This window comes from Neobacillus novalis NBRC 102450 (assembly GCF_001591805.1).
GTDB lineage: Bacteria > Bacillota > Bacilli > Bacillales > Cytobacillaceae > Neobacillus > Neobacillus novalis.
Genome location: NZ_BCVP01000003.1, coordinates 149,301 through 167,650, shown reverse-complemented (window position 1 = coordinate 167,650; position 18,350 = coordinate 149,301). Strand labels below are relative to the sequence as shown.

19 protein-coding genes are annotated in these 18,350 nt (G+C 39.6%); 13 read left to right on the top strand and 6 right to left on the bottom strand.

Annotated features, from left to right (window positions below; all coding sequences use genetic code 11):
* The first annotated feature begins 9 nt into the window (after window positions 1-9).
* The 3 genes from BANVL01_RS01795 (at window position 10) to BANVL01_RS26485 (ending at window position 1,645) form a co-directional block, all read left to right on the top strand.
* The gene (locus BANVL01_RS01795) at window positions 10-1,197 is read left to right on the top strand and encodes a response regulator transcription factor (protein ID WP_342342360.1); all 1,188 of its coding nucleotides are present in this window, start codon (window positions 10-12) and stop codon (window positions 1,195-1,197) included.
* 177 nt (window positions 1,198-1,374) lie between these two features.
* The gene (locus BANVL01_RS26490; protein WP_082804835.1) at window positions 1,375-1,470 is read left to right on the top strand and encodes a YjcZ family sporulation protein; all 96 of its coding nucleotides are present in this window, start codon (window positions 1,375-1,377) and stop codon (window positions 1,468-1,470) included.
* A gap of 31 nt (window positions 1,471-1,501) precedes the next feature.
* A complete protein-coding gene (locus tag BANVL01_RS26485) occupies window positions 1,502-1,645 on the top strand; it encodes a YjcZ family sporulation protein (RefSeq protein WP_082804834.1) in 144 nt (47 codons plus the stop codon).
* Between the two features lie 39 nt (window positions 1,646-1,684).
* Here the strand turns inward: BANVL01_RS26485 and BANVL01_RS01790 are convergent, their stop codons facing one another.
* The 3 genes from BANVL01_RS01790 to BANVL01_RS01780 form a co-directional block, all read right to left on the bottom strand.
* Window positions 1,685-2,086, bottom strand: coding sequence for a YkvA family protein (locus BANVL01_RS01790; protein ID WP_066084708.1), 402 nt, complete (start codon window positions 2,084-2,086; stop codon window positions 1,685-1,687).
* Window positions 2,087-2,194: 108 nt separating this feature from the next.
* Window positions 2,195-3,934, bottom strand: coding sequence for an AAA family ATPase (locus BANVL01_RS01785; protein WP_235845460.1), 1,740 nt, complete (start codon window positions 3,932-3,934; stop codon window positions 2,195-2,197).
* Between the two features lie 146 nt (window positions 3,935-4,080).
* The gene (locus tag BANVL01_RS01780; protein ID WP_066084711.1) at window positions 4,081-4,341 is read right to left on the bottom strand and encodes a hypothetical protein; all 261 of its coding nucleotides are present in this window, start codon (window positions 4,339-4,341) and stop codon (window positions 4,081-4,083) included.
* 168 nt (window positions 4,342-4,509) lie between these two features.
* Between BANVL01_RS01780 and BANVL01_RS01775 the strand changes: the two genes are divergently transcribed.
* From BANVL01_RS01775 to BANVL01_RS01760, 4 genes are all read left to right on the top strand, one after another.
* Window positions 4,510-6,090, top strand: a complete 1,581-nt coding sequence (locus tag BANVL01_RS01775; RefSeq protein WP_066084713.1) for a peptide chain release factor 3 — start codon at window positions 4,510-4,512, stop codon at window positions 6,088-6,090.
* 165 nt (window positions 6,091-6,255) lie between these two features.
* The gene (locus BANVL01_RS01770) at window positions 6,256-6,723 is read left to right on the top strand and encodes a hypothetical protein (RefSeq protein ID WP_066084716.1); all 468 of its coding nucleotides are present in this window, start codon (window positions 6,256-6,258) and stop codon (window positions 6,721-6,723) included.
* Between the two features lie 180 nt (window positions 6,724-6,903).
* Window positions 6,904-7,650: an RNA polymerase sigma factor SigI gene (gene sigI, locus BANVL01_RS01765; RefSeq protein WP_066084719.1), complete on the top strand. Its 747-nt coding sequence runs from the start codon at window positions 6,904-6,906 to the stop codon at window positions 7,648-7,650.
* The gene (locus tag BANVL01_RS01760) at window positions 7,647-8,804 is read left to right on the top strand and encodes an anti-sigma factor domain-containing protein (protein WP_066084721.1); all 1,158 of its coding nucleotides are present in this window, start codon (window positions 7,647-7,649) and stop codon (window positions 8,802-8,804) included. Before sigI ends, BANVL01_RS01760 begins: the two co-directional genes overlap by 4 nt.
* Window positions 8,805-8,845: 41 nt before the next feature.
* Here BANVL01_RS01760 and BANVL01_RS01755 read toward each other — a convergent pair whose 3' ends face one another.
* Together BANVL01_RS01755 and BANVL01_RS01750 are read right to left on the bottom strand one after the other, a co-directional pair.
* The gene (locus BANVL01_RS01755; protein WP_024030518.1) at window positions 8,846-9,049 is read right to left on the bottom strand and encodes an alpha/beta-type small acid-soluble spore protein; all 204 of its coding nucleotides are present in this window, start codon (window positions 9,047-9,049) and stop codon (window positions 8,846-8,848) included.
* A 113-nt stretch (window positions 9,050-9,162) separates the two neighbouring features.
* On the bottom strand, window positions 9,163-9,516 hold the full coding sequence (locus tag BANVL01_RS01750) for a DUF3905 domain-containing protein (RefSeq protein WP_066084723.1): 354 nt from the start codon (window positions 9,514-9,516) through the stop codon (window positions 9,163-9,165).
* 133 nt (window positions 9,517-9,649) lie between these two features.
* On the opposite strand from BANVL01_RS01750, the gene ykzP reads away from it, so the two are divergent.
* Complete coding sequence (ykzP, locus tag BANVL01_RS27640; protein ID WP_169803122.1) at window positions 9,650-9,814, top strand: protein YkzP; 165 nt, start codon at window positions 9,650-9,652, stop codon at window positions 9,812-9,814.
* A 22-nt stretch (window positions 9,815-9,836) separates the two neighbouring features.
* Here the strand turns inward: ykzP and BANVL01_RS01745 are convergent, their stop codons facing one another.
* The gene (locus BANVL01_RS01745) at window positions 9,837-11,585 is read right to left on the bottom strand and encodes a B12-binding domain-containing radical SAM protein (RefSeq protein WP_066084727.1); all 1,749 of its coding nucleotides are present in this window, start codon (window positions 11,583-11,585) and stop codon (window positions 9,837-9,839) included.
* A gap of 125 nt (window positions 11,586-11,710) precedes the next feature.
* Between BANVL01_RS01745 and BANVL01_RS01740 the strand changes: the two genes are divergently transcribed.
* From BANVL01_RS01740 to BANVL01_RS01720, 5 genes are all read left to right on the top strand, one after another.
* Complete coding sequence (locus BANVL01_RS01740; RefSeq protein ID WP_066084730.1) at window positions 11,711-12,427, top strand: (Fe-S)-binding protein; 717 nt, start codon at window positions 11,711-11,713, stop codon at window positions 12,425-12,427.
* An 81-nt stretch (window positions 12,428-12,508) separates the two neighbouring features.
* On the top strand, window positions 12,509-13,936 hold the full coding sequence (locus tag BANVL01_RS01735) for a LutB/LldF family L-lactate oxidation iron-sulfur protein (RefSeq protein ID WP_066084734.1): 1,428 nt from the start codon (window positions 12,509-12,511) through the stop codon (window positions 13,934-13,936).
* Complete coding sequence (locus tag BANVL01_RS01730; protein ID WP_066096294.1) at window positions 13,936-14,655, top strand: LutC/YkgG family protein; 720 nt, start codon at window positions 13,936-13,938, stop codon at window positions 14,653-14,655. Before BANVL01_RS01735 ends, BANVL01_RS01730 begins: the two co-directional genes overlap by 1 nt.
* 287 nt (window positions 14,656-14,942) lie before the next feature.
* Entirely contained in the window at window positions 14,943-15,956 is a 1,014-nt protein-coding gene (locus BANVL01_RS01725) for a 2-oxoacid:acceptor oxidoreductase family protein (RefSeq protein WP_066084737.1), read from the top strand.
* Entirely contained in the window at window positions 15,956-18,250 is a 2,295-nt protein-coding gene (locus tag BANVL01_RS01720) for a thiamine pyrophosphate-dependent enzyme (RefSeq protein ID WP_066084740.1), read from the top strand. The genes BANVL01_RS01725 and BANVL01_RS01720 overlap by 1 nt, the downstream gene beginning before the upstream one ends.
* The last annotated feature ends 100 nt before the right edge of the window (window positions 18,251-18,350 follow it).

Sequence of the window (18,350 nt, the reverse complement as noted above, 5' to 3'; positions counted from 1 at the left end):
AGGAGAGTGATGAAATTGTCGAAGTCATTAAATCACCATTTGGATCACCTTTTAAATGATGCTGTTAAAATGTTATCTTCTTATCAAGAGGACCTATTACAGGAATGGAGATTCATGCTCCAATCTCTTAAAAATACGAATAAGAAATCAGTGGTGGTTTTTGAATTTATAAGCGAATTTCTAGAAAGGTTTTTACGGTCGGTAAATGAAGGGAATGTTGATATATATCGGATGTTAAATGAACTTCAGGAGGATTGGTTCGCCTATTTCCAAAGGAGCCCGGAACCGGAGGCGCTTATCTTTCATATCAATCTGTTGGAGAATGCTGCGCATAAGGTTCTGAAATCAAGAATTGCTTATTCCTCGAAATTACATCCTTCGGTCCATTACTTATTTTCGAAAATTAGTGAAGTCATGCTTTTTCAATCGGAAAAAGAGAATCATAGTATTTGGAAGGATGCTGTTATCTTATTTAATGAATGGATTATCCGCTCGCAAAATTTTCAGGAGTCAATCAAAAATATTTGCTATGGATTTGGCTATTTCCTTCCCTTTGAACGATGTGCCCTTTTTAAGTTTGCCAATAAGGAAAGTGTAGGGGTTGGCTTATTTGGACATCATTTAAACAATACAGAGATCCAAGCAATTGCCGAAAAAATCGCCAATATACCAGTGCTCAATCAAAGTCTCGTGAAGTTAAAATCACAAGGTCACGAGATGAAAAATTTTCAGCCAATTTATATTCCTTCGGCGGCAATTGACCTTCCAGAAAAGTATGTAGAAAATTTTGAACTTACTTCCTTAGTTATTGTACCGATTTATGTTCCAGAGGAGGGGAAAATAATAGGAGGGGTTGTTTTAGATCAAGGCCCGGGGAAGCAGTTTACTGTCGATACTAGTCTTTTTCCTGCATTGATGAAATTTGGCCAAAGTTCTGGGGAATTGCTATCAAAATTTATTGAAGCAGATATTAAAAAGGACAACCTGCCCAAAAAGGATTCCATCTCCTTATCACCAAGGGAAACAGAAATTATTAAGCTGTTGGCGGACGGTGCTTCAACAGCAGAGGCAGCATTAAAGCTCTATTTAAGTGAATTTACGGTTAGAGATTACATATCAAGTATTATGAAAAGACTGAACGCGCAAAACAGGACAGAAGTTGCAGTTAAAGCCATCCGAATGGGAATAATTGACTAAAATAATGGAGAACAGAAATAAATGTGGCTGGGTTATTAGGCCGCATTTTTTTAATTAGTAGATGATAAGAATGGGCTTAGTCTTTTTTTGTAAACATATTAATTTGGATATGCGTCTATCGCACATTTTTATTTAGGTGAATAGGATATAAAGAAATCAAAAAAGGAGGTAATGTAAATGTCAGGTGTAGCAGCTGGCTACGGCGGCGGATTTGCCCTACTAGTCGTTTTGTTCATTTTGTTAATCATTATCGGGGCAGCTTGGGTTTACTGAGTCTAATATAGAGAAAAAGGAGGTAATAAATATGTATGGATATGGTGGCTTTGGCGGCTGCGGTTATGGCGGCTGTGGGTACGGGGGCGGAGTTGGCTTTGGCGGCGGCTTTGCTTTAATCGTGGTGTTGTTTATTCTTCTAATTATTGTAGGTGCAGCTTGCTTTAGATTTTAATCCATGAACCCGCTTGAAAACTCAAGCGGGTTTTCTGGGTTAATACCTACCGGACATTTTCCAAACACTAAATGCATCAATTTCCGTTGATATCTTTTTAAGAGCATAGCCAATCACGGCGGCATCATCGATGAAACCAATGCCGAGGAGAAAGTCAGGGATTAAATCAAGTGGTGAAACGAAATACAAAAGGGCCCCAATGACGGTTATAATGGTCTTGGTGGAGACATTTCGATATTCACCTTTTGAATATGCTTTTACTAAATCAATAAATAATTGCAGTTTATTCCAAGCATCCCCTAAGTTTCCCTTTTTTCGCTGTGCTTTTTTTCTTGCTTTATTTAGCAGTTGTTGCGTTTTTTGCTGATTGCCAAGATAATCCTTCGCTTCATCATCATATTTATCCTGCTCTCTTTCAAAGAAAACATTTTTCCTAAACAAACTGCTCACTTCCTTTTTATTAGTTTACCACGAAGGCGGAAATCCATTAGATTTTTGAATAATTTATACGAAAAATCCAGATGCCAATTGCGGCACCTGGATTTCATTTTACACAAGGACGAGGTCATCGACATTCAGATTGGATTTACCTGAGACAATTTCTTCAATTTCAGATCCTTCTAATGTTTCTTTCTTTAATAAAGCCATGACTAATTGGTGATACTGAGATTGATTGCTTTTTATTAGAACTTCTGCTTTCTCAATCCCTTTTGCAAAGAGTTCCTGCATCTTAGTTTCTTGATCTTGTTTATTAAAAGTTAGTGTAAAACCATCTTGAAGCATTCCGGTATCCACCATTTGCTCGATGATGTGCTTTGCCTGCTGTACGTCGCCGCTAACACCGATACTGTGTTCACCGAGAAACATTCTTTCCGCTACACCACCTGCAAGCACCATAGAGACCCGGTCTAATAGGTCACTAGTAGTCGACAAATGGAGTTCTTTTGGGATTGGAGCTACATAGCCGAGTGCTTCTCCCCGTGGGATAATGGTTGCTTTTCGAACTGAACCAGGTTTGGTTAGCGATGCGACAATTGCATGACCGGCTTCATGAATAGCAACTCTACGTTTTGTATCATAATCCTGCAAAGTCCGTGAAGTGCTTCCAAGGATTGTCCGATCAAGGGCATAATCAAGGTCGTGTCTTTGAATCATGTCCTGGCCGCTTTGAACGGCGCGCCTGCTTGCTGTCTCAAACAGGGATTGCAGTTCGGCACCTGAAAATCCTGATGTGCTTTCCGCAAGCTCATCTAATGAAGCATAGACATCTTTAGCAAGTGACTTTCCTTTTGAATGAATATCAATGATTTCTCTTCTTCCTTTCGTATCAGGGAGTGGTACGTGGAAGGAGAAGTCGATTCTTCCCGGACGGAGGAATGCTTCATCAAGCATGTCTTTTCTATTTGTTGCGGCGATAAATAAAATTCCGTCATTAGAATGGCCGCCATCAAGCTGGACAAGCAGTTCGGTTAAGGTTTTTTCTGCTTCCTCGCCGCCATGTGCCTTTCGTCTTCCAGCTAAGGCATCGACTTCATCGATGAAAATAACCGCAGGCCCTTGTTTTCTTGCAGAATGGAATAAAGACCGGACACGACTTGCTCCAACACCAACAAATAGTTCATTGAAAGCGGATCCGCTCGCAGAGAAGTAGTCGGCATTTAATTCCCGTGCGATTGCCTGGGCTAACAAGGTTTTACCTGTTCCAGGAGGTCCGTATAATAGAATTCCTTTTGGCGGTTTTATTCCTAATTTTGCTGCGCGTTCCGGTTCTTTTAAGGTTGAGAGTGTTTGTAGAATTTCTTCTTTCATTTCTTCCCCAAGTCCGCCTACATCCCTTAAGGTGATAGAAGGCAGCGGGCGCGGCTTGGCAACGCTGTTCTTCATCGAGTTATGAAGACCGAATCCGCCTTTCTTCTTTTGCAGGACAAATCCAGCACCTAAGAGGAGCAGAACAATTCCTCCCATAATCCATTTTCCATAACGGCTGTTGGTGGAATAGGAATAGTCGATATTATATTTTTCTACCAGTTTGTCAACCATTTGACTGTTTGGTGGAACATGGGAAATGTATTCTGAATTTCCGGCTTTCAGATAAAGGCTGCCATTAGCTTCTTCCATAAGTGTGACTGATTTCCCATTTTGCTCTTGAATGGTTTTTTCGACAGAAGAAAATGGGATACCCACCTGATTATTCGTTGTTTGGATAAACCAAATGATTCCCGCAATAATTAATATTAACGCTGCAAACAGCGGAATAAACTTAGAAACTATTTTTTTGCTTTGATTCACTTTATTCATCTCCTTAAATAAGGTCATAATCTATTATACTGGAATTTCCAGAAAAATGGATGTGGAAATCAGTGGAAGGAAGAAAAGCGAAAATGAAATTGAAAACCACACACCAGCCTTTTACTAGGCAGGTGTGTTTTTGAAATTTACGATAATAATCGAAGATGCGGGATGATGGGCATTAGCACACTTTGCGCTAGAACCCCAAAACTTACTCCGACACTGGATGCTTTACTCCATTTGAAAACATGAACTTTTTCATCACGATCTTCATACAAAAATAATAGCTGTTCTCCTTCTTCGGCAATCCCAATTTTATTAAAAGTAACGTTGTTTTGCTTTAGGACAATTTCGAACGCTTTATGCAATAATGCAAGGGTTTGTTGATCAAAATGCTTAATTTCCATTTTTCCTCCTAGGGGAATCGTATTTATATCTTTATTATATAATTTTAACATAGGGGATGATAGAAAAAATCGTTGTCAATCAATTGAAATATTGCAAAGTTATTGTTTGCTCTGATATGATTGAAGGTATGGTAAAAATTTATTCGGTCAAAAAGAGAGGAAGACATGATGGGTAAGAATTTTAAAGAAGAAGTATTATCACGCCGTACATTTGCAATCATCTCCCATCCGGATGCAGGGAAAACCACGCTAACGGAGAAATTATTATTATTTGGCGGAGCTATTCGCGATGCTGGTACGGTAAAAGCGAAAAAGACAGGAAAATTTGCAACAAGTGACTGGATGGAAATTGAAAAGCAACGGGGAATTTCTGTAACTTCCAGTGTGATGCAGTTTGATTATGATGGATTCCGGGTTAATATTTTGGATACTCCTGGACACCAGGATTTCAGTGAAGATACGTACAGAACCCTAATGGCTGTAGATAGTGCGGTAATGATTATTGATTCAGCAAAAGGGATTGAGGAACAAACACTCAAACTTTTTAAAGTGTGCCGGATGCGCGGTATCCCGATTTTTACGTTTATTAATAAGCTGGACCGCCAAGGAAAATCCCCGCTTGAGCTTTTGGCTGAATTGGAAGAAGTTCTCGGAATCGAATCTTATCCGATGAACTGGCCGATTGGGATGGGAAAAGAATTTCTTGGCATCTATGACCGCTTTAATAACCGGGTCGAGCAATTTCGTGTAAGCGACACAGAACGATATATTCCGGTAACCGATGATGGTGAAATTGCCGGTGACCATCCGTTAAAATCATCAGGCCTATATGAGCAAACACTTGATGAAATTTTGCTTCTAAATGAAGCTGGAAACGAGTTTTCTGCAGAAAGAATAGCAGCGGGTTCATTGACGCCTGTTTTCTTTGGAAGTGCATTAACAAACTTTGGTGTTCAGACATTCCTTGAGTCATATCTGAAATTTGCCCCTGCGCCAATGGCACGCAATTCATCGATTGGAGAAATTGATCCATTAGGAGATCAATTTTCAGGCTTTGTCTTTAAAATTCAAGCCAATATGAATCCTGCACACCGTGACCGGATTGCCTTTGTACGGATATGTTCGGGGAAATTTGAACGGGGAATGACGGTTAATGTTCCACGGTTGGCCAAACAAATTAAGCTTTCACAATCGACCTCATTTATGGCTGAAGAACGCAATACGGTGGATGAGGCCGTCAGTGGGGACATAATTGGACTTTATGACACGGGCACCTATCAAATAGGTGATACACTGACGACAGGTAAAGATAATTTTCAATATGAAAGATTGCCGCAGTTTACACCAGAATTATATGTCAGGGTATCCGCGAAAAACGTTATGAAACAAAAGTCCTTTTATAAAGGAATCCAGCAGCTTGTTCAAGAAGGAGCCATCCAGCTTTACAAAACGATTAAAACGGATGATTATTTATTGGGTGCTGTTGGGCAGCTGCAGTTTGAAGTATTTGAGCATCGAATGAGAAATGAGTATAACTCAGAGGTTATAATGGAGCGGATGGGTTCGAAGATAGCACGCTGGATTGATGGCGATACTGTTGATGAGAATCTTTCTAGTTCCCGGAGTCTGCTCGTAAAGGACCGTTATGGTCATTATGTGTTTTTATTTGAGAACGACTTTGCCCTTAGATGGTTCCAAGAAAAAAATCCAAACGTTAAACTGTATAATCCAATGGATCAGCATGATTAACAATAAAGCAGCGGGAAATAATCCCGCTGCTTTATTGTATATTTATGCAAATTAGGTTGGGAAAATAATTGGTAAAGTGCCCGTTGGTTTGGTAAAAAACTGGATAAACTAAAGTGAAGGACTTTAGCTATTTAAAAAATTGTCAAATAGAAACGGGATAGTACTATGAAAAAGATGTCCAGGTTGGAAGCGGTGTTATGGAATATTGCCTTTCCGGGTTTCAGTCAATTGTTAGCAGGGCATTATCTCAAAGGGGTACTGTTGGTAGCCTTAGAGTTCCTTATGAATGTTAATAGCCATTTTAACCAAGCAATCATGTATAGTTTCCTAGGCGAAATTGAAAAGGCTGAAGCGGTTTTAAACTATCAGTGGCTCATGTTTTATCCATGTGTTTATCTGTTTTCCTTGTGGGATGGTTATCGTACGGCGATGCCAAAAGAAGAAAAATACTCCTTTTTGCCGTTTGTTTTTGGTGCCTATTTTGTCACTGTCGGTTTAATGCTATCTCCGAAAGTTACCATTTTCCAAATTCACCCTGGTCCTGTATTTTTGCCAATGTTGTTTTTAATTCCAGGATTACTCATCGGGTTTTTAATCAAATATACATTGTCACGAAAAAATCACAATGAATAATTCTACAAAAGCTTCAATCCAGGTTATTACGGATTGAAGTTTTTCTTGTTGGGAAAATATTTTTTGTTAACCCCCACAAATTGTTTTAGGGTAAACGTAACTATGTAGTGAAAAAGTAACACCCTCTTAAAGTCCAAAATATCAATCATATGGTATAATTGGTCGAATAGAGGTGAGCAAATGCTGAGTTTATTGTTTATGGCTAAAAGGAAAAAAAGAACTTTGGAAGAAACGGTCCTGTTAATTCAGGAAGGGGACCGCAATTTACTTAATGAACTAATTGACGCCTATAAACCTTTTATTGCAAAAACTGTGTCATCCGTATGCAAACGGTACATTTATGAAACTGATGATGAATTTAGCATTGGTCTCATCGCGTTTAATGAAGCGATTGAAAAATATTCTCCAGAGCGGGGAAGTTCGTTGTTGAGTTTTTCTGAAATCATTATTAAGCGAAGAGTGATTGACTATATCCGTAAACAGACTAAAAATCAATATATTAGTATTGATTTGACCGATGCATCGTCTGAGGAAGAATCAGCGGGTACAGTCATCGTAAATGAACTATCCCTTGATGATTATCATAAAAAAAGGGACGAACAATTAAGGAAAGATGAAATTCATCACTTTCAAGCATTATTAACTACCTTTGATTTATCCTTTAGTGACTTAGTTGAGAATTCGCCTAAGCATGCTGATGCACGGAAAAATGCTATTATAGCTGCTAAAATGTTAGTGGAAGACCAAGAATTGAAAAAATTATTATTGGAGAAAAAACGACTTCCCATTAAGCAACTAGAAAAAATGGTAAATGTCAGTCGAAAGACAATTGAACGGAACCGAAAATATATTATTGCGATTGCACTTATTTTATCAAGTGATTATGTATATATGAAGGATTATATAAAGGGGGTGCTAGACACATGAAAAAGGGAATTATAATGGGAATTGATGATGCATTTCTAACGCTTTTAACCCCCGAAGGTGAATTTTTGCGCGCAAACAAACGAGACCAACCCTATGCTATCGGTGAAGAAATTCACTTTTTTCCGATTGAAAGCAAACCTGATTATCAATCAAACCGTTTTTTAACTATTTTTAAACGTAAAACCGTTTGGGCTGTTATGGCTGCACTGATTATTTTTATTGGCTCCTATATTCCGATGTATCAAAATAATAAAGCTTATGCCTATATGTCGATTGATGTAAACCCTAGTATTGAGCTTGGTGTAAATAAAAAAATGCAGGTTGTCGAGTTAAATGGGTACAACCAATCCGGTAAGAAGATAATTTCTCAATTAAGCAGTTGGAAAAATATGGATGTATCGGAATTAACTGCGCTTATTTTTACTGAAATGAAAAAAGCAGGTTTAATTATCGATAATCAACAGGTGATTATTTCTACTGTCAGGACCAAACAACCAGAAGAAAGTGTAGAAAAAGAGTTCCAAAAGAATATGGATAAAATTAAAGCGACAGTAAACAATCAGCATTTAGAACTGACAGTGGTAACAGCTACAGAAAAAGACTTGGATAAAGCACATGAACTAGGGATTACTGCAGGAAAGTATCAAGAAAACAAAATTGAACCAGCTAATAACGTGAAAAACAAAGAGAAAGAAAGAACCATTGAGAAAAGGCAGGAAAAAAATGCTGTTTCATCCGAGCCTAGTAAAACGGTTCCACCGGGACAATTGAAGAAACAGATAGATGACAATAACGGCTCCAATCAAAGCGATAGAAATAAATTGCAGGGAGAACCCAATCGTTGGGGAGGAAAGTCAATGCCCCCTGGACAGTTGAAGAAAATGGAAGAAGAGCAAGTGAAACAAAACAATGGGCAGCAAAACAAACAATTTTACCAAAAGGAAAAATCAAACGAGAATCAGAAACCCAAAAGTAACGGAAAAGATAACGGCAAGCACAACGAAAAAAATAACGGCAGACACAACGAAAAAAATAAAGAAAAACAAAACGGAAATAATCACGAAAAACAGAACGGAAATAATAAAGAAAAACACAACGGAAATAATAAAGAAAAACAAAACGGAAATAATCACGAAAAACAAAGGAATAAGTAAAAGTCCGGTAAAATACCGGACTTTTTTCCATGTATATTAAATTATTGTTTGTTAAATTGTCCAGACATTTGGGCTTGAGCTTGCTGTACAAGTCTTTTGGTTATTTCGCCGCCTACAGATCCGTTGGCTCGAGAAACTGTATCTGAACCTAAGTGAACACCAAATTCTTGGGCAATTTCGTATTTAACTTGATCTAAATATTGTTCAATTCCTGGCACTAGTAATTTGTTGCTGCTATTAGCCATTAAGTTCCACTCCTTATAATCATTACAGCGGTTTTAATCCCCTGTATAAATATTATTTAGCTGCAAACCTTTTTTCATAAGTGGTAATGTTTTTCGGAATTGGATATTTCATATTAATCTGTCCCCTTACCTGCATCTTTTGTTGGGTGCATAAAGGGAGATGCTTGTGGTTTGCGTTTGCTTTCAAGCAGCTCCCGGTTCTCGGTTGTGTTCCAGCCAATATCATTAGTAGGATGAACCCATTCATCACCTGCCATAATCTCAGGGTCAGTATCCTCAGTCCAGTTTTCTAAGGGGGAATTGTTAGAGGCATATAGACTGTCGCCGATAGTCACGCCATATTTATTGACAAATGGATCCATCATTTTGATGTCGGTACCCTTAAAGGTTGGAGCATTCATTTGATGTGGCATTGTTTCGTCGATGGTTACCTGCTCGCTAGTCTCTTTCTTAGTTTTCTTAGTCAAACTGCTCACTCCTTTTTTTTCTTTATTTTCTGCTTGCGGGGTAATTTTATTTATGAAAAATAAGGAAAGGAATGATTGCAGTCAAAATGATTAAAACTATAGATGTACGATTACATTTTAGGAGGACTACTTTATGGCGAAGCGGAAAGCGGAATTTGATGCAGTGGAAAAATATACGAAAACACCTCACAAAAATATTCAGGAAAGTGAATTTTCAGCAGAATTTACCGATAATAACAATGCTATTAGGTTTGCAAACCGCAATTCAAAATTAGGGGAAAAAGGAAGAAGTGAATAAAAAATAAGCCGGAATATCCGGCTTATTTCAATTCCTTAAATGGAAAAATAAGAGTCCGATCGTTTGTCGGGTCAAAATAGGCTAATAAGTAGGCAGGATGCTTATCGATTTCTCCTGTTGCTAAATACTTTGTTAAATCAAAGGAAAATTCTTCGAGCATGGTATGCTTATATAAATCCTTTTCTTCCAGTTTAAGCTTGCTAAATTCTTGACCGAGAAGTTGCCTATTCTCAAGGATTTGTTTATAAAGCTGTGAGCGCGCGCTTTTATCAAGTGTTGGACCCCACCAAGGCTTTCTCGGTTTGTATTTATGATTTTTTAAATAATCATACTTCATGAGACCGAGGATGATTTCAAGATTACCTGCCGATTTCTGTTCAAGGAAGGAATATAAGCGCCGGAATAAGTCCTCAAGCTGATGACCGATTCTAGACCAGCCCCGCACGTCCCAATAGGAACCAAATTCCTGAAAGAAATCAAATGGGGAAGGGAAAATATTCGTTACTAAGTATTCAACGCTGGTATCCATTCTATGATCATTCCAATATTTTTCTAACACGTCTTCCACTTGTTTAATCCGAACAATATCATCGAAAGACAGAACATTATTAGACAAGATTTCATATGGAGAATGATCCATATAGACATATTGATGCTGCTCAGCCCGAAGTCGTAACCCTGTTCCCCGGAGCATTTTCAAAAATCCCAATTGTAATTCTTCAGGTCGCATTTCAAAAACATCATTAAATGTTTTGCGAAAAGACGAATAATCTTCCTCCGGAAGTCCCGCAATCAAATCAAGGTGCTGATCAATTTTCTTGCCTTCTTTTACCATCGTGACAGTTCTAGTTAACTTTGAAAAATTTTGCTTACGCATCACGAGCTCATTCGTATAATCATTGGTTGACTGAACGCCTATTTCAAAGCGGAAGAGTCCTTTTGGAGCCTCTTGATTAAGAAATTCAATAACCTCTGGACGCATGATATCAGCGGTAATTTCGAATTGAAATACGGTGCCGGGAAGATGTTCATCAATCAGAAAGCGGAACATTTCCATTGCATAGCTTCTGCTGATATTAAATGTCCGGTCTACGAACTTAATTGTCTTGGCTCCATTGGCCATTAAATAGCGAATATCTTCCTTAATTTTTTCCCGATCAAAATAACGAACCCCGACTTCTATCGAAGAGAGGCAGAATTGACAGCTAAACGGACAGCCGCGGCTTGTTTCGATATATGTGACACGTTTACCAAGACCTGCCGTATCCCCAGGGAATCGATACGGTGAGGGAAGTTCTTTAAGATCAAGTTTATTCATTTGCAATGTTACCTTGACTTGACCTTTATCCCGATAAGCGATTCCAGGGACATTTTGATAATTTTTGTCCGTTTCTATTTCAGTGAGCAGTTGTTTAAACGTTTGTTCACCCTCGCCGATGACAATAAAATCGACTTCAGTATGTGTTTCCATCCATTCAGTCGTATCATAGGTTACTTCAGGACCCCCTAAGACAATCAAGATGGACGGGTCGATTTTCTTGAGCATATTTACAACTTTAAGGGTTTCTTCGATATTCCAGATATAGCAGCTAAATCCAATCACCGTTGGTTTTGCTTGATAAAGGTCGGAAACGATGTTCATGATTGGATCCTTAATCGTGTACTCTTTCATTTGTATGTTATATTCGGGTTCGGCGTAAGCTTTTAAATAACGAATCGCAAGGTTTGTATGGATGTACTTTGCGTTCAGGGTAGAACAGATAACATTCATAAAAAATCTCCTTTTTAAAAATGAAACAATGAATAATTATAACTTATTCTAGTCTAAAAAGATAGGAGCGAATGTGTATAATTGGGATATGATCTCTAACAATGGTTTAGGAGAGGAAGAGAAAAATGAAGGTTACACTTTTTTCCACTTGTTTAGTAGATATGTTTCAAAGTAATGTAGGAAAATCTTCGGTTGAATTGCTTGAGAGGCTCGGTTGTGAGATTGAGTTTCCTGAATCACAAGTATGCTGCGGTCAGCCCGCTTACAATAGCGGTTATGTTAAAGATTCAAAAGAGGCCATGAAACGGATGATTAATACTTTTAGTGATGCAGAATATGTTGTTTCACCGTCCGGGTCATGTGCTTATATGTTTCGGGAATATCCACATATTTTTAAGGGAGATCCGATTTGGGAGCCGAAAGCTAAACAATTGGCAGAGAAAACATTTGAACTAACGCAATTTATTGTCGATGTTTTAAAAGTAGAGGATGTGGGTGCCAGGTTTGAGGGAAGTGTTACCTATCATACATCCTGCCATATGACAAGATTACTAGGGGTTAAAGAGGCTCCGACGATTCTGTTGAAAAATGTAAAGGGTCTTACGTTCACAGAATTACCAGGAAAGGAACAATGCTGTGGTTTTGGAGGAACCTTTTCCGTGAAAATGGCCCAAATTTCAGAACAAATGGTGGACGAAAAAGTTCTCCACGTGGAAGAAACAGAAGCAGAATACCTTATTGGAGCAGATGCAGCCTGCCTTATGAATATCGGCGGCCGGATTGAGAGAAGGGGTAAGCCAATTAAAGTTATGCATATTGCTGAGGTTTTGAATAGCCTGTAATGATCTAATGCGTGCAAGAGATTTCAATTCGGGAAAAAAGCGGTGCTGGAGATATATTTTTTAGGGTGGGGGAATAGACGAATGGCAATGAAGATTGGTGCGGATCAATTTAAAGAACGTGTTGACAAAGGGATTCATGATTCCTTTATGCGCGGCGCTGTTGCCGGGGCGCAGGACGGTATGAGCACAAAAAGACGCAATGCTACTGAGGAGCTTGGCAACTGGGAGGATTGGCGTTCACATGGTGAAGAAATCCGCCAGCATGTCCTCGAAAACTTGGATTATTATTTGGAACAATTAAGTGAAAATGTCGCGAAACGTGGCGGCCATGTCTTTTTCGCCCAAACGAAGGAAGAAGCAAATGAGTATATCAGGGGTGTTGTTCAAAAGAAAAATGCTAAGAAAATTGTTAAATCAAAATCAATGGTTACAGAGGAAATCAGCCTAAATACTGTGTTAGAACAGGAAGGCTGTGAGGTCATTGAAACAGACCTTGGCGAGTTTATTCTTCAAATTGATGATCATGACCCGCCATCACATATCGTTGTGCCTGCTTTACATAAAAATAAAGAGCAAATCCGTGACGTCTTTGCTGAAAAGCTTGGCTATGAAAAGACATCCAAGCCTGAAGAATTGGCTTGGCATGCACGTGAGATGCTCCGTAAGGAATACCTTTCGGCGGACATCGGCATAACAGGCTGCAATTTTGCTGTTGCTGAAACGGGCTCCTTTAGCTTAGTAACAAATGAAGGGAACGCAGACTTAGTAACGGCACTGCCAAAAACTCAAATTACCGTCATGGGAATGGAACGTCTTGTACCTACATTTGAAGAAATGGAAGTCCTCGTCAGCCTGCTGACAAGAAGTGCCGTTGGGCAAAAATTAACAAGCTATATTACCGTTCTAACGGGACCAAGGGAAGAACTAGATGTTGATGGTCCGGAAGAATTTCATCTTGTTATTATTGATAATGGCCGCTCGAACATACTGGGAGGGGAATTCCAATCGGTCTTGCAGTGTATCCGCTGCGCAGCTTGTATAAATGTCTGCCCTGTATATCGCCATGTCGGCGGTCATTCCTATGGGTCGATTTATTCCGGTCCAATTGGAGCAGTCCTTTCTCCACTGCTTGGCGGCTATGACGAATACAAAGAACTTCCTTATGCATCCACACTTTGCGGGGCATGTACAGAGGTTTGTCCAGTAAAAATACCATTACACAATCTCCTGCATAAACATCGCGAAATCATTGTTGAAAAAGAAGGAAAAGCACCTATTTCTGAAAAATTAGCCATGAAGGCATTTGGATTGGGAGCTGCTTCTCCGACCTTATATAAGATTGGTTCTAAAATTGCTCCAGCGGCAATGAATCCCTTCACGGTGGGAGATAAAATTTCTAAAGGACCGGGTCCGTTAAAAGCCTGGACGGATATTCGCGAGTTTCCGGCACCGAATAAAGAGAGATTTAGAGATTGGTTTAAAAACCGCGAAAAAGGAGACAAAAAATGATGACAGGAACCATACAAAATCGCGATAAGTTTCTAAATCAACTAGCTAATCGTCTTGACCGTCCCCGAAAATCCACATCGGTTGAAAGACCAAAGTGGAAATTTCAGCCTCAATTAGAGGTATTGAAGGGGGCATCACAAGATGAATTGTTAGCTGTTTTGAAAGAGCAATGCAAGGTTATCCATACTAGCATAACAGTAACAGACAGCAAAAACTTAAGCTCAACAATTAATGAAGTAGTTTCTAACTATGGCGGCGGCCCGGTGGTTACTTGGAAAGATGAGCGATTTTCCAAATGGGGTCTTGATTCCCTGTTCAAACAAGAGTGGCCAGATCAAAAGATTGATCTATTTGAATGGGATCTGAGCAAAGGAGAAGAAAACATCACGAAGGCTGAAAAGGCGAATGTTGCCATCACGATTAGTGAAATAACACTTGCTGAATCTGGTACTGTGGTTTTATTCAGCGATCAAAACAAGGGGAGGACGGTTAGTTTCTTACCGGCAACCTTTATTGCACTTGTACCGAAAAGTACCCTGGTTCCCCGGATGACCCAAGCAGCCCAGAAAATGCGGGAAATTCATCAGACAACCGGACATGTTGCCTCCTGCATCAATTTTATTACCGGGCCAAGTAATTCAGCCGACATCGAATTGAATCTTGTTGTCGGTGTCCACGGTCCCGTTAAAGCTTCCTATATTGTCATAAACGATCTTTAATTCAATATAAAAACAAAGACCTGCCACGCTTTCAATTGTGTCAGGTCTTTGCTTTTTTAAATCTGTTATACTACAGTAAATTTGTTGTTATATAATTGTAAGGGTGCTGTAAAACCATATAAATTGGTGTATTTTTCACTCTAAAATATTGTGTTATAGAATTTTTTTTGCAATGTTTAACATTTGTCACAGCCTAAACAGATATTAAGTCCTACAATTGCTTTGGGGAAGTTAATTTCTTATGGAATTTTGCATGAACTTTTGAACGAAAAAGTGGGAGGGGAATTATGTCTATTTTACCGAAAAAAAATGAACTGGGATTCTTTGAAATCCGATTAGAATCAATCGGAGGGCTTGGAGCAAACCTAGCCGGAAAAATGTTAGCTGAAGCAGGCGTTTTCAGCCTTGGTTTAAAGGGGTCAAACTTTTCATCCTATGGATCCGAGAAAAAAGGATCTCCTGTAAAAAGCTTCGTCCGATTTTGTGACCCTGATGTGGAAATTAGAGATCATAGTCCAATTGAACAGCCGCATATTGTCGGTGTTTTCCATGAAGCACTATATAAGACAGTTAATGTCGTCAGCGGCCTAAATGCTGATGGGATTGTCTTGGTAAATACAGCAAGAGATTTTGATGATGTTAGACATGATTTACAGTTAGAATATGGCGCACTTGCGATTGTCGATGCCTTGACCATTGCTGTTGAGGAAAAAACAAAAGTAAATACCGCGATGCTTGGCGCCTTATATCGTATTTGTGATTTCTTGGATCCAGAATCAATGAGAGATGTGATTCGAAAGACTTTCACAAAGAAATATCCTCATTTGGTTGAACCGAATATTCGCACCTTTGACCGCGGATATAATGAAGTTCAATTTAAGACATATGATGTTCCAGAAGGAGCTGAAGGGAAAAAATTCACCAGGGCACTTCCACAGCTTGGCTATATGACGCAAGAAATTGGCGGGGTTATTGTAGCCCAGGCAAATAGTATTTTTAAAGATCTAGGCGGTTCTCGCCAAGGATTCCTGCCAGAGTTTCAACAAGAAAAATGTATTCATTGTGCAGCATGTGATAATGTTTGTCCGGATTTTTGTTTTGTTTGGGAAGAGGGAGAAGATAAGCGCGGCCGGAAACAAATGTTCCTCCAAGGAATTGATTACCAATATTGCAAAGGCTGTCTCAAATGTGTAGAAGCATGTCCAACCGATGCACTTGGCAATCTTCGTGAACTGATCGGTTATGCAGATGAACATCGCGTGAAGCAAAACTTTCCTTATTTGTCAGGAGGCAGTTACTAATGGCAATTTTAGAAGATAAATTAACAACTCAGGGTATCGCTGAACAAGTATCTACCTTTGAGTCAGGGAATGAAATGGCAGCAATGGCAGCTGCGCAAATCAATTATCATATTATGGGCTATTTCCCAATTACACCATCAACAGAAGTAGCGCAATTTCTAGATCAAATGAAAACACGCGGGGAACACGATATTAAACTGATTCCAGCAGACGGCGAACATGGTTCAGCAGGAATTTGTTATGGTGCCGCTGCGACAGGGGCGCGGGTAATCAATGCCACAAGTGCCAATGGGTTCTTATATATGATTGAACAAATGCCTGTACAATCGGGAACACGTTTTCCAATGGTCATGAACCTTGTAACTCGTTCGGTTAGCGGCCCGCTTGATATTAGGGGAGATCATTCCGATCTTTATTATGCCTTGAATACGGGATGGGTTATTTTAACAGCAAAAACACCTCAAGCCGTTTATGATATGAATATTATGGCATTGAAAATTGCCGAGCATTCCAAAGTAAGACTGCCAGTTATTGTTGCCTATGACGGTTTCTTTACGTCTCACCAAAAAAGGAGGGTGGAATATTTTAATGACCGCAGGGTGGTACAGCAATTTGTTGGCGAGTGCCCAACTGATTACAATTTTATCAGGGATCCGCAAAAACCAGTAACGATTGGTGCACATATGAGCGGCGATGATTTCATCAATAATCATTTCCAACAGTCAGAAGCAATTTACAATGCCGGTGAGGTATTTAGAGAAGTTGCTGCCGAATATGCAAAGCTTTCCGGCCGAGAATATCCTGTTCTTGATTTATATAAAATGGAAGATGCTGATGTCGCTCTATTTTTATTAAACTCTGCCGCTGAATCGGCTAAGGATGTAGTGGATCAGCTTCGTGCAAAAGGGATAAAAGCAGGTATTATCAGCCCGAATATCATCCGTCCATTCCCGGCGAAGGAAATTCGTGAGGCCCTAAAAAATGTGAAAGCATTGTTAGTGGGGGAACGTGCGGATTCTTACGGTGCCAATGGTCCTAACTTAACCCATGAAGTGAAATCTGCACTTCAAGATGATAAAGAAAACCAAACCATTGTCTTAAGCCGTGTCTTTGGCCTCGGCGGTAAGGATTTTTATGCAACCGATGCGCAGGCTTTGTTTGATATGGCCATTGACGCAATGGATAAAGGAAGAGCTGATAAGCCGTTTGATTACTACGGTCATGTTCCAGGTGATCCGGAGAAAATCCTGAAACCCGTGATTATGCCACAGCATGGGGATGCATTTAAAACAGGCTTAATTGATGTGAAAATGGATGAGGAAACGAATAAATTAAAGGTGAAAATCCCGCCGCTTCGGGCACTTACAGGCAAACCGAAACGGATTGCCTCAGGTCATGGGGCCTGTCCTGGATGTGGCATATTCGCTGGATTGGAATTATTCTTTAAAGGCATCGAAGGCGATGTCGTTACCCTATTCCAAACGGGCTGTGCCTATGTTACCACGACTGGTTATCCAAACACATCACATAAGCAAACGATGATTCACAATCTGTTCCAAAATGGTGCTGCCACATTATCCGGTACGCTTGAAGCCTTTATGGAACTGAAGCGCCGTGGTGAAATTGAGGTAGCTGACGATGCTACATTTGTCATGATAACTGGTGACGGCGGAATGGATATCGGAATGGGTTCGGCCATTGGGACGGCTCTTCGCGGACATAAATTAATTATGCTGGAATATGATAACGAAGGCTATATGAATACAGGTTCACAAATGTCCTATTCGACGCCGCTTGGGCATATGACTAGTACATCTGGTGTTGGAAAAACACAGCGAGGTAAAGCCTTCCACCATAAGGATACAGCGCAAATCATGGCTGCAACCAATATACCGTATGTGTTTACTGGTTCGGAAGCCTTTCCGCAAGACTTGGTGAAAAAGGGTGCTAAAGCACAGTGGTATGCCCAAAATGTAGGAACTGTGTACGGGAAGCTCTTAATCGCTTGTCCTTTAAACTGGAAATCGGACGACCGATTCGGTACCACAATTGTTGAAGCTGCTGTAAATTCCTGCTTCTTCCCGCTTTATGAAGTAGAACAAGGGGAAACAACGATTACCTACAATCCAGAAGAAAAGAACAAACGGATTCCACTTTCTGATTGGTTAAAATATATGGGTAAAACAAAACATCTCTTAAAAGATGAAAACAAACCTATTTTACAAGAGTTCGAAGCAGAAGTAGAAAAAAGATGGCAGCGTCTAAAAGCGAAGCATGAAAACCCTATGTTATAGGTAAGGAAAAAACGTAAAGCACACAAGTGCTTTGCGTTTTTTTTACGATCTTGGTCATTAAAAATTTGCTTAACATGCGAAAAGGATTTTTCTTGTTCGA

What these genes read in the sequence shown, in the direction of transcription:
- ykzP (WP_169803122.1), top strand. Translation starts at nt 9,650, where the DNA reads ATGGCGAAGCGGAAAGCGGAATTTGATGCAGTGGAAAAATATACGAAA.
- BANVL01_RS01755 (WP_024030518.1), bottom strand. Translation starts at nt 9,049, where the DNA reads ATGGCTAATAGCAGCAACAAATTACTAGTGCCAGGAATTGAACAATAT.
- BANVL01_RS01735 (WP_066084734.1), top strand. Translation starts at nt 12,509, where the DNA reads ATGGCAATGAAGATTGGTGCGGATCAATTTAAAGAACGTGTTGACAAA.
- BANVL01_RS01775 (WP_066084713.1), top strand. Translation starts at nt 4,510, where the DNA reads ATGGGTAAGAATTTTAAAGAAGAAGTATTATCACGCCGTACATTTGCA.
- BANVL01_RS01795 (WP_342342360.1), top strand. Translation starts at nt 10, where the DNA reads ATGAAATTGTCGAAGTCATTAAATCACCATTTGGATCACCTTTTAAAT.
- BANVL01_RS01720 (WP_066084740.1), top strand. Translation starts at nt 15,956, where the DNA reads ATGGCAATTTTAGAAGATAAATTAACAACTCAGGGTATCGCTGAACAA.
- BANVL01_RS01760 (WP_066084721.1), top strand. Translation starts at nt 7,647, where the DNA reads ATGAAAAAGGGAATTATAATGGGAATTGATGATGCATTTCTAACGCTT.
- BANVL01_RS26490 (WP_082804835.1), top strand. Translation starts at nt 1,375, where the DNA reads ATGTCAGGTGTAGCAGCTGGCTACGGCGGCGGATTTGCCCTACTAGTC.
- BANVL01_RS01745 (WP_066084727.1), bottom strand. Translation starts at nt 11,585, where the DNA reads ATGAATGTTATCTGTTCTACCCTGAACGCAAAGTACATCCATACAAAC.
- BANVL01_RS01730 (WP_066096294.1), top strand. Translation starts at nt 13,936, where the DNA reads ATGACAGGAACCATACAAAATCGCGATAAGTTTCTAAATCAACTAGCT.
- BANVL01_RS01740 (WP_066084730.1), top strand. Translation starts at nt 11,711, where the DNA reads ATGAAGGTTACACTTTTTTCCACTTGTTTAGTAGATATGTTTCAAAGT.
- BANVL01_RS01780 (WP_066084711.1), bottom strand. Translation starts at nt 4,341, where the DNA reads ATGGAAATTAAGCATTTTGATCAACAAACCCTTGCATTATTGCATAAA.
- sigI (WP_066084719.1), top strand. Translation starts at nt 6,904, where the DNA reads ATGCTGAGTTTATTGTTTATGGCTAAAAGGAAAAAAAGAACTTTGGAA.
- BANVL01_RS01770 (WP_066084716.1), top strand. Translation starts at nt 6,256, where the DNA reads ATGAAAAAGATGTCCAGGTTGGAAGCGGTGTTATGGAATATTGCCTTT.
- BANVL01_RS26485 (WP_082804834.1), top strand. Translation starts at nt 1,502, where the DNA reads ATGTATGGATATGGTGGCTTTGGCGGCTGCGGTTATGGCGGCTGTGGG.
- BANVL01_RS01725 (WP_066084737.1), top strand. Translation starts at nt 14,943, where the DNA reads ATGTCTATTTTACCGAAAAAAAATGAACTGGGATTCTTTGAAATCCGA.